Genomic DNA, 14,782 nt, shown 5'->3' on the forward strand with positions numbered 1-14,782 from the left:
GTACCGACTCTTGGCTTGAGTGGTGGGACGTTCTCGACCTGAGAGCCATTATTGAGATAGTGCATTACACGCTCTCCTCATAGATGAATTCATAGTACTTACCGCCTAACTTAAACTGGTTTAGCGTACATTCCAGAATAGCGGCGGTTTGAGATACTAACGGGGTTAAACAATCGTCTAGGCACGTTGCGTAAGCTTGTGTAATGCCTTTGACGCGAATACGTAATAAGTGGCGGTACTTCTCTTCATAGAGAGGATAAGTACAACCACGTAAACAGTGGTGAGGGAAGATTTCTTCAACCTCGATGTCAAACCCTAAATCAGCGCCTAGCTTGTCGATGTTCCATGCTTGCAAACCACCTTTACGGTGATACTTTTCAACCACAGCTGCACGGCGCGATTCAAACGTCTGGTTTTGAACTTGGCACTCTGGAAGCCCTAAATACTCTTCCCATTCGTCTAGTAATTGCTGAGTGATTTCAGGGCGCATTTCTAACAATAAACTGTCTGCGCTTGCCTCTACTGCTTCTAGCCTTGGCGCATAGCCTGCCGCGTATTTATGAAGGTCTAACGATGCTGAACGCTGCCACAAGATACCTCGTGGCATTTGCGCCATGATTGAGTTAGTCCATTGCTCTACAGAGTGGCCCATGTGATCACTCCAAGCTCATGTAACTCATTCGATGCAGCAGGAACGTCAGCATTCAGATCTAGCGAATAGTCTTCAATACCTGGTACTGAACCAATAGCGGTGCGCACTGCACTCACAAGCAAGGTACTAGCAGGGCTTAACGTTTTAAAATAGCTGTTGATACTGGTCTGCACACTGGCGCGAAGCTCTGTGTTATCTGGTGTGATATTGATGTCTAAATCCGTCACTTTCAGCGTTAACTGAATCGGCACTGGCTCGATGCCAGCAGGGCGACCAACGTCACTCCCTGTTGCTGGGTCTTTATGGCGATAAATATAATCAGACATCGCTTGTTGGTCGGTGACATTAGGCAGAATGTCTGTACGGCCATCAAAGACAAATGCATAGCCAACCGTCGAGCCACCTTGATAGGCATCGATAGCCCAAGCACGAGTAACCCCTGCGACTTCACGGCACCATGCCACGTAGTCATGCACCGCGCCGCCCATTGGTGGGTTACGCTTACGAAACAGTAAACGCTCAAGCACTTCAGCAACGGATTCTATTTCCGCACCACCTGAGATTTCACCCGTCACACCATTAGGTTGAATACCTGGCACGGTTGAGACCAATGTCAGCGTTTCACCTGCCGCGAGATTACCCGCCGCGCCTGATTCTTCCGCTTCTACTTCCACTAAAACGCTGCCACTGTCTGGCGCATTAGATAGCGTCACTCGATATAATCGGCCATCAGAATGCGTCATCACAGTACCAACGGGAATAGGCACATTACCTGTAAAAGTAACGGGGCCAGCGGCATTCGTTGCAAGCTTTTGAATCACGCCTTCATAGCGCGCTGCATCGATGATGGTCTGGTCTTCAGATTCAGTAGAAGGGATGATTTGACGCACAATCCAAGATTGGTAATCGTAGAGATCACGAACGCTGCCACTCACAGAAGAGTTAAGCGCTTGCTCAATGCCAAACTTAGGTAAAACCTCATCTAACGAGGCTTCAATATCGATTAAACCGCTTTCAATAAGCTGGCGTAGCGTAGGAACGTTAAACGGCACGTTGCGCCTCCCATCGTTTCATAACGGTCAGTGAGATGACTTCGTTGTCTGGTTTGGTGATATTGATAGACAAGGCAAGGGTTTGAAAACGAGGAATAGAGCCAACCACAGACACACTTTTTGCCATCTGGCCATCACCGCTATCAACCAACATCCAAGCCAGTGCATCCTCTGCGTATTTCACCGCACGATTGCGCACATCGGTAGTCAGTTTTTCACGGTAAAGCAGCCAAAGTTTAGAGCCCCACGGTGCATCGTAAAACGTGTCACCTGGCCAGCCTCTAAAGTCGTTTGAATCGTCGGGTAAGCGGTCTGAAGTATCGGCGCGGGCATCAGTGAACAACGAAATCAAAACGAGGGCTGAAACTGTGTCATCTGCGACACTTCCGCCCTCGATAATGATTCCTGTGTTTTTCATCATGTCGAACACGATGCTCACGCTCATAGTTAACCCACTGGTACTGAAGTATTCCTGTTCTCTGCATCTTTGTGGAAATGGCCAAGGTAGCTAAAGCCGCCTGCGGTAAAATCTAAACCGCTAACAACGCTGGCAGAAGTAATGCCGCCAGTAGCAAAAATACCAAGGTCTGTAGATATCCCACCTGTCACATGCAAAGGGCCTTGAATCAATGTTTCAGGGGAAATAATAGTGAAGGAATTAGCGGCTTCAAAAATAACGTCGGTTGCTGTAACAACCACCTTGCCATCTTTGGTTAAGCGGATTTTATGACCTTCCAAATGGTAGAGGAAAACGTCACCGCTTTCACCCTTTGGACGATATTTTTTATCTTCAACAGCTACAGCAACCAAGTTACCTAGATTGCCACCGATAGCCGCAAGAATGGCTTCAGAGCCTATAGGTGGGAACGAACTGCAACCGTAGTTTTGAAAGCGCTCGATGTCATCAACAGATTCATCAGCGTGCATTTTAAGTTGCAAGTTTTGGCGCTGTAAATCTTCAACCACGCCAGACACCACAGCGCGAGTAATCGAACCTGTAATGCGGCGTTTAATAGGGGCAAGCAATCGCTCAATATAACGTTGAGTTACCATTGACCACCGCCTAATGTCGTTTGTTTTTCAACTTCCGCAGGGATGTCAAACGCTTCTGGTTTCACCACACTGACCACAGCCAGACGACCTGAATCATCTTCGCTAAACATGATCGAGGCAATCAGCATATCTTCATCCAAACCTACAATCTCATCTTGAACTGGTACTACCGTATTGAAGTTCCATAACTTGCCCGTTTGCGGAATTCGCCACCCTGTCACCGTGTACTCTGCACCATTGGAGGTAGCAATACTGCGTTGGCGTTCCCATTGGCCGCGCTTGGCTGCACCTTCCGCAGTAGTGATTTCTTCGTTGATAATAATCATTGGGCGATAGCGATTGATATCTGCATCTTTCACTTCAGCTTTGATACCGCCAACCGTTGACAGTGCGGAATCATCCCACGAGCCAAACGAAGCACCGACAGCCTTAACCGTAAAGCTACTAAAACGCTGACGCCAGCTGAAGCGACCACGCGCAGCTTTCACATTCTCACCAAGGATTAAAGACACACCCGCACGCTCTGTACTTCTACGCACGATCACAAGGTTGCCAAACGTGTCACTGGTTAACAGCACACCACGCTGACGCGCTAGACGAGCAAGCAGCTCATGCGGTGTTTCACCTTGCTCGATTTGAATACGAGGGAACGCCGCGCCCACATCGGTATTCACGATCACTTTAATACCGAAAGGCTTACATACCACGTTAGCAATCTGAGTTAACGTTTGGTTGTTGAACTGGCCTGAAGGGTAGTCAATCGAGCAATCCACTAAGTCAGCGGTTTTGTCTCGACCGCTCACCGATATCATCACCTGGTTTGCATCGTAACTTGGCACCCAATCATCCACATAGCCCGTAATCACGCGCTCACCACCAATTTCAATCACACAAGGTTGCCCTTGCTGAATCGGCTCCATGAAGGCTTTGTATTTATCGTCAGAGCCTTGCCACTTCCAAGTCAGTTCTAAATCAAATGAACCAGACATCGCATTGATTGAGCGAGTCACACTGACCTTAGTCCAGCCACCGTAAACATTACCGCCAGCTTTCAATACAATTTCATCTAACTGCGTTGTCATGAGCTAATCACCTCAATGGAATCTGAAGGCAAGATAAAAGACGGATTAGATAAGCCATTACGACGCACAATGCTCTGGCGCGTTTCAGTGTCGCCGTTCTCTTGCCATGCAACCAAAGAAACAGGCACCGTACTGGTGGGCGTGTAAATACTTAACTGAGGCAACAACTCGGCTCTTGCTCTGGTATCCGCCAGCACCGCTTGACGCAGCACACGAAACTGACGCCACACAGCAGAGTCACCAAGTTCAACGGCATTTGCAGAAAGCTCTGCTAATTCATTAGCAATGTCATACCCAATCTTCTTGTACTGCTCACCTGTTAATACGGCTTTACGGTCAGCACCCGAAAGGCTATTAATCGACTCATCGGTATCAACCAAATCAACACCAATATCCGCGTCACCCATTGCTGAAGCCTTAGACACAGTCGCAGAATTCATAATCAAACGCTTGTACGCATCGGCATTATTTAGCACGGCTTGCTGCTTCACAGGGTCGGCCACACTAGGCACTGAACTCGCGAAGCCATCAGCGCTATCGATGTTACGGCTTAAACCACCAGTAACAGCCAGCTCAGCGCGCATACCATCCCAACGGTTTTGCACGTTCTGGTAAACATCGAGGGCACGAATAGGGTCAGTAACCACGCCTTTCACGTCTTCCAACAGGCCCATGGTTTCACGCGCTAATTCACCAGGGTAGGCCAATAGGTTGCCAATGGAATCTTTGGTACGCATAAGGCGATCTGTCCACTCACGCAGCTCACTAGGTAGTGATGGCAAACCACGAGTGAATTCATCCAAGTCATCTAAGAACTGATCAACCATATCGCCCACACCTTCCGTGGCCGTCTCATCAAATTCTTTCTCAAAGGCATCATTAGCCGCATCTTGTGACTTGGTTGATTCACCTTGCACCTGGCTTGCGGTATCGCGCTTTGAATTCGGGAATAGGTTTTCACCTTGTTCAAACACCTCAAAGCTAAACGTGGCTAATCCGTCTGTTTTATTGACTAACTTAAAGCTGCCTTTACCAACCTGAACCTTACGAACGCCAAACCAAGGATGAATCAGTTCACACGGCCCTGGTGTATTAATCGCTTCAATGATTTGCTGTAGTTTCTCAAAGTAGCCATCACCCACAGTGCGGCCATTAATCATTTCTTGTTGAAGCACTTTACCGTTATCTTCGGTATAGCCTTGTTCACGCTTAGGGTAAGCATGAGGGATAGCACGGCGACCAAAGTCACCACTTGCATCATCTAGGAAAAATTCAACACCACGAATAGAGGCGGTTAAACGATCTTCAAATGCCATTTAAAGCCCCTTTAATTTGTACCCGTATCTGGGTCGATTTGAATGGTTGGTGAAGAGGAAGTGGCGGTTACTTTTGGTCTGTCGCCTGATACATCAACTTTTACATTCACTTGCCCGCCAATAGGATAGTTAGATTGGCCATCAATCTGAGGATAATTACCAGTTAAATAAGAAGGAAGATTTTGATTTGATGGTTCATTCATATAAGCATTTACTTTTTCTTCAGTGATGGCTTTGTCTGAAGCCCCACCAAACAAGTCACCTACTGTTGTTGACTTGGCCCACTTCCCGAAATCTGTACCGCCAATCAGAGAATCAAGCACAGTATCAACAACAGGGTAAATGATTGTCGCTGCCGCAGCGCCTTTCAAAGCTGCGCCCGTTCTGCTTGGTTTCGTTGCACCTGAACCTTTGCCGCCATTTCCTTTTCCATCAGGAAGATCACCACCTAAACCACCCATGCCACCACCTGGCATATTTACAACAAACACAGGCATCGCGCCTAAGTCTTGAAAACCACCTTTACCGCCTGCATCGCCACCCTTACCTTTACCTAAGAACCTACCAGCAGCATTTACAACATCTAAACCTTTCTTGGCCACAACCAAGCCACCTACAGCCCATGCAGCTGCTTCTCCCCATTTCAACCAGTTTTGGATGGTTTCATCATCAATGCTATTGATAGTGTCAGCTAAATCTTGAATAGGCTCAGCAAGTCTTTGGTTAGCGAATTTCTGGAATGTATTATCTAAAGCAGTTAAAGAACTATTAAATGTAGCGGCGTTTTTTGCTGCGGCCTTTTGGGTATCACCCGCAACTCCAATATCTCCGGTCATTTTACGAATGAGATCTTTATTCATTATATCGTAGAGCGATGACAAGCCTTCAATTGCAGTTCCATCAAAAACATCACCTAATTTTACAGGATCGTTTTTTGCTGCATCTAAAATTTCAAGAAGTAGTTCAACAGGCTCCTTTATTTCCTTTGTGCCTTTTTTGAAAACATCAATTCCTCGCTGATCTAAGAATTCAATTTTCTTCTTATCTGAAAATGTTGAAAAAACAGCTTGAATAGAGGTTAGAGCCTCATTGGCATTACCTTTGGTCTTAGCAAATAATTGGAGTAAAGCTCCCATTTGTTTTACAGCATCAGGACCTTTGCCTTGATAGGTAGAAAACAATTGTGCTGACACCTCAGCAAGCTCTTTTACGCTAACACTACCTATCGCAAATTGCCCATATAGGTCATCAATAGTCTTTCTAACCAATTCGGCATCACGAACACCTTTCTCCCTGAACTGTGAAAAAATTGCAGCTGTAGATTGCGCATCGACACCAAAAGCTTGCATAAATAAGCCCATATTTTCTAAGTTTTCATTTAAAAACTCTAAATCACCAGACTTACCTAACACGCCGCCAACAGCAGAGGCTAAATCTGGGGCGCTAATGCGTATATCTTTATTGTTCGCAATATCTTGAACTGAAGCTTTTAAGCTTTCGACTTGCTCTGCACTTAATTTTGCATCAGTACCGATACGAACCATCTGGGAATCAAATGCAGCTACATTACGCACGGTTGCCCCTGTCGCAAATGCCGTGGCCATACCTACATAGCGATTACCTAAAGCGTCAATACCTCGACCAGCTGCGGCGGTCGAGGTTTTAACGAGTGTCATGGCTTTTTGGTTTTTCTTGGCGAACTCACCCATCGAATTACCATACTGACGCGCCTTAGCCGCTAGGTTACCTGCAAGGTTTAAGACAATATCGGTTTCAAGTTTCTGTGCCATTGGATTGTTCTCTTAGTTTTCGATAGGTTTTGAGTAGTCGCCGCAAAGGCATGGCAGTGGTGACGCTTAACGGAATTCTTGAACACATCGCAAGTTGCAAGTTTTCACAGACTTCCGGTAGCGCCTTAAGATCGCCCCCTGTTTTCGAGCTCCTTGGTAATCAGCTCATCAAGCTCACTTGCTTTTTCTTGCAGCAGTTTAAAGTCGTCTTGGTGCAGCTTTCTTAACTCCTTGATAGAGATAGGCCCCTGAACACTGCCAATGTACTCAACCTGACGAACAAGAAGCTCAATGCCATAAAGCACATCAGAGGTGTACGCCATGGCCACACCCTCATTCACGATCACTTTCTCTGCCGCTAACTGCGCATCGATGTAATCACCAGAGCTTAACTCTCTTAGACCAACTTCATGGTGGACGGCTTCGCCCACCTTGAAACCATGATCCAATGCAAAGGTCATGATGGCCATTAGATTTTCTCCGCAGGGTTGCCTTCGAACGTGCCCGTAATATCACCAGAGTCACTTAACTGGAAAGGGGCTTGTGGTGATGCACCTGTAATCATGTAGTCGACACCGTTATCGCCTTCCCAAGTTAAAGTGGCGTCTGTCATGTTATTAATCTCGATGACATCCACATCTTCATCAGCAGCAATGACTACCGCTACAGTAGATGGCGTGAACTCTTTCGACTTACCCCAAATACGGTTTGGCCCTGCGTGAGAAACGTGAGTGAAACCACCTGGGTTCAAAGTTGAACCCTTCTTTGTTTTTAGTTGCTTGCTGTTAGCACGAACAACAACTTGACCAAGGATTTGTCCCATGGTGTGTACTCCCTATTAAAGTTTGAACTGCATTAGTGCGGCGAAAATACGGAACTGATTCACAATGTCTGGCTTAAACACACAGTTCAAACGGTTCTGATCACTCGTATCTCGATACAGTTCCAACGTCTCTTTGAAACCATCGAAATCTTCCATCAACGCACTTGGCACCCAGTCATTATTGGCAAGCTCTAACACGGCATTGCGCATAATCTTTGGTGTCACCACAGGCTGACCAGGGTCAAGGCGATCAAGTACATCGTCACCTGCCAACTTATGGCGAGGGAATCGGTTAGTCACCATGGTTCGAAGTGAGTAACGCAAGTAACCCAATGTCGCTGGTGTAGTAATATCGAGGTAACTTGGGTCTGGGTCGCCATACACGTTCTCACGGTACATTGACACTTCACGCTCAATTGCAATTTCATTACCTGGCGTAACGGAATAGGTCGCAATGCCATCGTGCAAAAGTAGATTGCGTTCGGTCATGTCCCACTGAGCGGTTTTAGCCGGTGGCAGCAAACTGGTTAGCACTAACGTTTGAAGTGGGCGAGCAGGGTCAATACCAAGCGAGTAAGACGCACGGCCTGCATAAGCGGCAGCGAATTCCCAAGGCGAGTTTGGCGAACTGTTCGTACCCATACACGTAAACAAGAAGTCATTACGCGCAGAGCCAAACGCACCCGTCTCAGCAAAGGTGCCACGGAACGCGGTATAAGCAATGCCTTCAATCATCTTGAGTGGGCCCCAACGATTAATCAGCTCGTCACGTAGGTCATTCATTGATTGGGTATCGTTAAATGGCATCACGATATGGTTGTACCATTCGTTCGGAATCGCCGCGATAACAGCGCTCATGTCTGGCGTTCCTGCACCGCCTGTCATGGCAGTAATCGCAATAGTCACGCCACTGGGCAAAAACTCACCGTCGTAGTAGTTGTAACGGATATCGATATCGTCGCCCGTAATACCTGTCCATTTACACGTCAGCTCTACAATATCTGTCTCAGCTGTTTTCAAAGCAGCAGTAACAGGCAGATTGGTATCAGCATTCACCTTAGCAATGATGGCCGTCGCAATAGAATCAGCATCGTCAGTGTCTTTCACCGTTACCTGCACGCTTTCGCCAGCAATCAATAACGCGATCACACCTGCCTTAACCGTGGTTGCCGTAACAGCAATCTCACCCTTAGCCGCACTTGCTGCTAAGTCAGCCACACCCAATGCATACACGTCTGTATATTCATTGGTTTTGCGGAACTTCTTAAGCGTAAGAGAAAGCATTGAACCTTTACCGTAAAGGTCATCCATTTGGCTTTCACTTGTCGTAATGCGATTCAGTGTAAGTGCGTCAGCACTGCCCGTTGCCAGCTGTTGGCCAAGGACTAATACTTTCTGAGCCAAAGCGGGTGTGCCTGAATTCGCTTCGCTGTTGTCGATCTCGATATAAACGAGTGGTACTCGAATATCGTTAGGAATAGAGCCTAATGACATGCTTATTCTCCTTCAGTTTTAGAGGTTGTAGCCTTGGCTTCTTTCGCCAGCGCTTTCTTTTGTTGCTCGATGGCATCGGCTTTTTCTTTTGCCAGTGCCGCCTTGGCTGCATCCCAATCTTTTTGAGGGACTAGCACCACGTCGCCATCATTAATTCTTCGAACCCAGTAGCCTGTGCGTTCGACTTCTTCACCAGCTGCGTTAACAAAACCACCTTCAGGTTTGCGTACAGGCACTTCGGCGCTCTTGGGTTTAATGGGGATCAGATTCTTTTTTAACGACATGATTAAGTCCTATATTTTTGTCACGGTTTATTGAGGCAGCTTCACTTCACCATCAATGGTGGGTGCGCCATCTGCGATTTCACCTTTCAGACCAAAGGTAATGAAGTCATCTAACGTACTGAGATCAATCTCTTCATCTAAGTACCATTGCTGCGACCAAGTGACAGACCAGATAGCAATACCAAGCCTGTCAATTTCACCGCTGTATAAATTGTCACTACGTACGTTTTCAACGCGACCATAGGATGTTGGCAGTGCGCTTCTATCCACCAGTTCACGTACTAACTTTCCTGCGACCACTTCAGCACGTAGGTCTTTTTCGTAACCGAACTGGTCGGTGGTAAACACATAGGCCACCAGGTTAACGTTACCAATTAAGCGATTACCCACAGTTTCATATTGCGGAACACGTAGGGCAGCAATACGAACGCCACCGTCACGGTTCGACATCCAGCGCTTAATATCATCAGCCTTATCAAAGCGGCCAATGTGGCGCTCAACGGTTTGGATCTTTTCTATTTCACGCACACCACCTTCAAGCTTTGGCTTAAGGTACTGAACGATTTCATTCACGGCCCAAACGGTAGAACCACTGGTGGTAAAGTCGGGTCTAGACATTCATTAACTCCTTCCAGAAGTCACCGATAACCGCATACACTTCAGATTGGTTGTCGGTACTTAGCCCTAAGTATTCACTCTGTGGAATGTTCATCATGCGAGTGAACGCCCCTACAGACTGATAGACCGGAAATGCCAACGCTTTACCAAAGGCTTGTGTGATAAGGCGCGTATGAGCAGACACTTGAACCGGACCAGAAAAGCCATCTTGATGAACGCCAGCGTAGGCCAGCGGCGATCCAATTCGAACTTGGTTGCGCTGCACCTGGTACTGGATGGAGTCCAACAAATCGCCTTCGCCTTGCAAAAGGGATTGGTTTCCATGTCGAGTCTTCGCATAACTGCTAGACCAATCATCCCAACGCTGACCATCAGGTGACGTTTTCTCATCGGCGATTCTTCTTCTGGTTTGGCTCTCTACAATTCCACCTAACGAATCAAGCAATTCAACTTTGTGCTTTGGGTCGCTTAGGGTTTCAAGCAGCTGTTGATAGCGCTCAAGCTCTTGCGTTCCCGACACTTGAACACCAATCGACATTACAAGACGCCTTTCAAACTGTTGCGGGTGAACTGGCGCTCGTTCTCTTGAATCAGCTCAACCTTGCCCACGCTGCTTTCGCTTGGGGCTTCGATGGTTGGCAAACCAAGTTCGCGCTTGCCATTGGCTATCTCACGCAGGGTTTCAAGCTGCATCTTGTAGCGCTCTTCTAGTAGGTTCGTGGCCTGTTGGTCACGGTCGGCTAACCAGTAGAACGCAATAGTGATGGCAACCTTATTCAACATGCCTGGCACAGTCGGCAGTGGCAGAACATAACGACGACCTAAGAAAGAGTTAATCTCTTCATCAGCTTGGTCTAATGCCTGGTTAATCCAAACATCGTTGAGTTCGCCTGTGGTGCGGTCTACCGCAAAGTTCCACAGCATCTGCTCATCACGATCAAGTAAGTCTTGTTTAGTTGCGTAAGTTGCCATCGTATTTACTACCTTTTAAAAACGTTATTGCTGCATGTCTTGAAGATCGAGTACGTCTTCAAGCTCAACAACTTCAACCGTCAGGTGCGGCTCGTCGTGTACTCGCTTCGCCTTTTCAGGAGAGAGGAACACCACGCACTCTGGTTCATGATCTTTCGCATGAACTCGCGCAGACGCATCCGGCTCTTGCTCCACCACAAGCACCAGTTTTTCTTGGAGACGATGGAACTGAACGCCTGAGCGCCAAAACCCAGCATCTGATTTAGCGCATACTTTGAAAGCGCCAAGAATACCGATAGCGTCAACGCCATCCCCAGGATGAACCACATCATCTTTCTTTGAATCCACTTTCTCACTTGCCTTTCCTTCTTTGGTTTCAGTGCCCACCACCGACGCATCTTGCTCCGGCTTGTCGTTCTCCACCTTTTCAAGTTTCTTAGAATCAGGCTCTGATTGAGATGAACTTTCAGCTGTTGATGCTTCCGGTTCGGTAGTTTTTAACTGAACATTGGTTTCAGCTTCTGCTTCGGCCTTTAATTCAGCATCGGCGTTGTCGAGTGCTTTCTGTTCGGCTTCCGCTTTAGCGGTGGAGGAATTTCCTTCCACTTTTCCAACTTTTCCAGTTGTTGATTTTTTAGTTCCACTCACTGTGAACTCCTTTAAACGAATATTTAATGGCGATTAAATTACGGTTTAATGCCCCAGAAACTCATGATCACACCCGCTGAAGAGGGCAACCCATTCGCCGCACCAAATGAAACCAATGACACTTGGCTGCTTGCATCCGTTGTATAGTGACGCCAACGGAACTTGTCGCCAGCAAGCAAAGAAATGGAAACAGTGAAGTCATTCGGGCGTTTTTCATTATCGAATTGAAAGCCAAGGGTTAACGGTCGATGGCTACCTGAAACAGGAACCCAATTGCTACCATCAAACACCTCAGCAAACATGCCCCAATCACTGGCCGCAAAAGGTGAACTCTCACGCAGTACCAAAGCATTGATACTCACCATGCCGCTAAAGTCTTTTAAAGCGGTTGATTCGCCAGTCACCAGGTCAACGTCTATATCAGGAGAGGCCAAAGGCACATCGTTGAATAGAATCGTTTCCGGTGTATTGTCTGCCGCGAGCGTTTGTTTTAAATCGTTCGCATCTGGCGTGACATAACTGGCACGCATGAGCAAAACAGATTCAGGTGCTGGTGTAGCGCTTTGGCTTATCAGTGGTGAGTTTTCAAAAAACATACTTAACCCTCGGTAACAATGAGGTGCGTTTTAGCGGTAACACTGCGTGCATAAATAGGTTTAGCAACAGCGCGAGACCAACCTTTAGCATCATATAAACCAATGCTATGCCCCCACTTCTCAGCGGCGTCAGGCTTTGCATCTTCCACTCTGAACGTAGCGACGCTTCCACCTTCATTTTCCATGTAGCCAGCAGCTTCACTAGAGATTAGCGTCCAATCATCAGAATTGATTTCTATTCGAGTAGTCATGAATTCTCCTTGATAGCGTGGCGGTGATTGAACACCGCCAGCTCGTCATCGCCCTAGGGCTGATAAGCGGTTACGCTGTTATCGATTACTCGACTTCGGTACTAACAACAATTTCAACGTCGTTGTAGTAGATGTTGGAATCACCACCTTCAATCAACATGCGGCTAATAAGCTTCTTAGCAGCAGCTTCGTTCGCAGGGCCAACCACAAGCGTGGTAGCGCGAGTGCCAAGGCGAGTGCCGTTTGCACGTTTCATCTCTAGCAGCTGCTTCTTCGCCAATGCATAGTTCGCTTCGTTTAGCGTGTCTTTAGAACCAATCGCGATTTGAGGGAAAGAGAAACCAACGTTACAACGACCATCAACACCCGCTGCAAGCTTGTTATTAAACCAGGTGTATTCTTCGCTTGGGTTCATGTTCTTGAACACGAACGGGCGACGGTTTTGGAAGACAATAGGCTTAATCACTTTGGATGTATCAAGCAAGAACCACGCTTCACCAGTGTCAGTTGACGGGTCACCCACCACGTTCGAGAACGTTGACGCAGGTGTGGTTTCTAACGGGTGATCACTATCAAAGTAGTTTTGGCCGTCGTAACACAATGTTGTAAAGCCATCAGACAAAAGCTTGTACGTTAAAGTGTCTGGGAAGTAAGCAACGTCTTCACCGTATTTTTGAGCGATGACGGAATACATACCAATCTGGTCATCTTCAACGTCTTCACGTTTAACGAAAATTGAGCTTTCCCACGTTTTGTTTTCGATCGAATAACCATGCTTACCAATATCAACCAGTTGGCGATCACCAACCCACTCGGCAATACCTGGTAAGTCTTTTAGCCAACCGTAATAGTTTGCCGCACCTGAGCTTGGTACTTCAGTGGCAACCATGCTCCATTGCGGTTTTGCAGCATCTACGCCTTTGGTGTAGGCGGTGGACATTGTGACAAACAACGCCTCTAAAATTTGAGCTTCAGTAGCCATTGGTTACTCTCCTTTGCCTTGCTTTTGTTTTTGTTTCAGGAAGTCTTCTTGAGACACATTCATTTTTCGGCACATCGCAATTTCATGCTCTTCAAGCTTTACGTCACCTTGTTTTTCTTTAGGTGTCTTGTGCTGTGAATTGGTTGCGATAGATGGTGCGGTTTCAACGAACGCTTCGAACTGAGCAATGCCACCTTCAGCGCGACACATACCAACAAACATCTCTTTGTTCGCAGGGGCAACCTTGCCGTCATCAATCGCAGCCTGAACCAAGTCATCGATTTTCTGATCGTCAATTTCTTTTAACTGAGCTTCAGCTGTCGCGGCGCGGTTCAGTGCAACGGTGTGTGTTTCAATTGGGATGAACTTAGTTAAGTCCGGCGTAGCGGCACGGTTTAGCGCAATGTCTTTCTCAGACTTAAGTGAATTAATTGCGGTAACACCTTGCTCTTCGGTCGCGTCTGCGGCTAGGCCAAGCGCGGCTGCAATCAGCTGTGGAAGCTTCATGTCGGTTTCCTCTTGTCGATTAAGGGCAGGTACATAAAAGTTAGGTTTGTTGGTCAGCCCAGCACTGCTCATCGCAGTGATGACGCCTTCGTCGTCGTAGTGAAAAGCAGGGGAATAATAGAGGTAACGCTTCTCTTCAATAGCCCAGCGGCCTTGGTAGTTCCATTCCACTTGAGCCCAAATCTCACCATCACGGTTTTCAAGCGCTAGAATCCAACCGTAGGCTTCAGCGCCTTCACCTTTGGGGGCTTTGATTTCGGTGGCATGTTCTAAATCGAAAGGCAGTTTGGCATTGAAAGCGCTCACAATGGCGTCAGGGTTACTGTTTAACCACATGCGACCATCGCGACCTTTGGCTTCACCTTTTGGGATCATCGGTATCCAAACCGTATTGGTGTCTTGCTCTGTACCCAAACCATCAATAACAGTTTGGGAAAGGTTAAAGCACTTGGCCAAATGGGTTTTCTTCATTACTCGCTCCATAAATCAGAACTTACATAACAACCTCCTCATTGGATTAGTTGGTATGAACTCGTTTCGTGGAGTTAAGAATGCAAAAAAAAAGCAACCGACGAAAAATAACGTCGGTTGCTCTATTTTGAGAAAGGGGAATGAATTGAATTGCGATTGCTAAGGGCTTAAAGATTACCCGAAAAAATCAG

At 47.1% G+C, this 14,782-nt stretch carries 19 protein-coding genes; all 19 read right to left on the minus strand.

Annotated features, from left to right (window positions below; genetic code table 11):
• Nucleotides 1-64: 64 nt before the first annotated feature.
• Nucleotides 65-652, minus strand: coding sequence for a YmfQ family protein (locus B5D35_RS15010; RefSeq protein WP_078753367.1), 588 nt, complete (start codon nt 650-652; stop codon nt 65-67).
• Entirely contained in the window at nt 637-1,704 is a 1,068-nt protein-coding gene (locus B5D35_RS15015) for a baseplate J/gp47 family protein (RefSeq protein ID WP_078753368.1), read from the minus strand. Before B5D35_RS15015 ends, B5D35_RS15010 begins: the two co-directional genes overlap by 16 nt.
• On the minus strand, nt 1,694-2,149 hold the full coding sequence (locus B5D35_RS15020) for a phage GP46 family protein (protein WP_078753369.1): 456 nt from the start codon (nt 2,147-2,149) through the stop codon (nt 1,694-1,696). Before B5D35_RS15020 ends, B5D35_RS15015 begins: the two co-directional genes overlap by 11 nt.
• A gap of 2 nt (nt 2,150-2,151) precedes the next feature.
• Nucleotides 2,152-2,757: a phage baseplate assembly protein V gene (locus B5D35_RS15025; protein WP_078753370.1), complete on the minus strand. Its 606-nt coding sequence runs from the start codon at nt 2,755-2,757 to the stop codon at nt 2,152-2,154.
• Nucleotides 2,751-3,839: a phage baseplate assembly protein gene (locus B5D35_RS15030; RefSeq protein ID WP_069669259.1), complete on the minus strand. Its 1,089-nt coding sequence runs from the start codon at nt 3,837-3,839 to the stop codon at nt 2,751-2,753. Before B5D35_RS15030 ends, B5D35_RS15025 begins: the two co-directional genes overlap by 7 nt.
• Nucleotides 3,836-5,155: a DNA circularization protein gene (locus B5D35_RS15035; protein WP_078753371.1), complete on the minus strand. Its 1,320-nt coding sequence runs from the start codon at nt 5,153-5,155 to the stop codon at nt 3,836-3,838. The genes B5D35_RS15030 and B5D35_RS15035 overlap by 4 nt, the downstream gene beginning before the upstream one ends.
• 11 nt (nt 5,156-5,166) lie before the next feature.
• A complete protein-coding gene (locus B5D35_RS15040) occupies nt 5,167-6,945 on the minus strand; it encodes a tape measure protein (RefSeq protein ID WP_078753372.1) in 1,779 nt (592 codons plus the stop codon).
• Nucleotides 6,946-7,070: 125 nt separating this feature from the next.
• Nucleotides 7,071-7,415 (minus strand): phage tail assembly protein, encoded by a 345-nt coding sequence (locus B5D35_RS15045; protein WP_078753373.1) that lies wholly within the window; start codon nt 7,413-7,415, stop codon nt 7,071-7,073.
• Nucleotides 7,415-7,768 carry a phage tail tube protein gene (locus B5D35_RS15050; RefSeq protein ID WP_069669255.1) on the minus strand — a complete coding sequence of 118 codons (354 nt, stop codon included), beginning with the start codon at nt 7,766-7,768 and terminating at the stop codon, nt 7,415-7,417. The genes B5D35_RS15045 and B5D35_RS15050 overlap by 1 nt, the downstream gene beginning before the upstream one ends.
• A gap of 15 nt (nt 7,769-7,783) precedes the next feature.
• The gene (locus tag B5D35_RS15055; protein WP_078753374.1) at nt 7,784-9,262 is read right to left on the minus strand and encodes a phage tail sheath subtilisin-like domain-containing protein; all 1,479 of its coding nucleotides are present in this window, start codon (nt 9,260-9,262) and stop codon (nt 7,784-7,786) included.
• Between the two features lie 2 nt (nt 9,263-9,264).
• Nucleotides 9,265-9,546: a DUF2635 domain-containing protein gene (locus tag B5D35_RS15060; RefSeq protein ID WP_078753375.1), complete on the minus strand. Its 282-nt coding sequence runs from the start codon at nt 9,544-9,546 to the stop codon at nt 9,265-9,267.
• A 27-nt stretch (nt 9,547-9,573) separates the two neighbouring features.
• A complete protein-coding gene (locus tag B5D35_RS15065; RefSeq protein ID WP_078753376.1) occupies nt 9,574-10,164 on the minus strand; it encodes a hypothetical protein in 591 nt (196 codons plus the stop codon).
• Nucleotides 10,157-10,702: a phage virion morphogenesis protein gene (locus B5D35_RS15070; protein WP_078753377.1), complete on the minus strand. Its 546-nt coding sequence runs from the start codon at nt 10,700-10,702 to the stop codon at nt 10,157-10,159. The genes B5D35_RS15065 and B5D35_RS15070 overlap by 8 nt, the downstream gene beginning before the upstream one ends.
• The gene (locus B5D35_RS15075) at nt 10,702-11,136 is read right to left on the minus strand and encodes a gp436 family protein (protein WP_069669250.1); all 435 of its coding nucleotides are present in this window, start codon (nt 11,134-11,136) and stop codon (nt 10,702-10,704) included. Before B5D35_RS15075 ends, B5D35_RS15070 begins: the two co-directional genes overlap by 1 nt.
• A gap of 24 nt (nt 11,137-11,160) precedes the next feature.
• Nucleotides 11,161-11,784: a hypothetical protein gene (locus tag B5D35_RS15080; RefSeq protein WP_170915191.1), complete on the minus strand. Its 624-nt coding sequence runs from the start codon at nt 11,782-11,784 to the stop codon at nt 11,161-11,163.
• Between the two features lie 38 nt (nt 11,785-11,822).
• Complete coding sequence (locus B5D35_RS15085) at nt 11,823-12,380, minus strand: hypothetical protein (protein ID WP_078753378.1); 558 nt, start codon at nt 12,378-12,380, stop codon at nt 11,823-11,825.
• Nucleotides 12,381-12,382: 2 nt separating this feature from the next.
• Nucleotides 12,383-12,631 carry a hypothetical protein gene (locus tag B5D35_RS15090; RefSeq protein ID WP_078753379.1) on the minus strand — a complete coding sequence of 83 codons (249 nt, stop codon included), beginning with the start codon at nt 12,629-12,631 and terminating at the stop codon, nt 12,383-12,385.
• Between the two features lie 85 nt (nt 12,632-12,716).
• The gene (locus tag B5D35_RS15095; protein ID WP_078753380.1) at nt 12,717-13,613 is read right to left on the minus strand and encodes a Mu-like prophage major head subunit gpT family protein; all 897 of its coding nucleotides are present in this window, start codon (nt 13,611-13,613) and stop codon (nt 12,717-12,719) included.
• Between the two features lie 3 nt (nt 13,614-13,616).
• On the minus strand, nt 13,617-14,591 hold the full coding sequence (locus B5D35_RS15100) for a phage protease (protein ID WP_078753381.1): 975 nt from the start codon (nt 14,589-14,591) through the stop codon (nt 13,617-13,619).
• Between the last annotated feature and the right edge of the window lie 191 nt (nt 14,592-14,782).

Origin of the sequence: Enterovibrio nigricans DSM 22720 (assembly GCF_900167155.1) — a bacterium.
In the GTDB taxonomy this organism is placed as follows: domain Bacteria; phylum Pseudomonadota; class Gammaproteobacteria; order Enterobacterales; family Vibrionaceae; genus Enterovibrio; species Enterovibrio nigricans.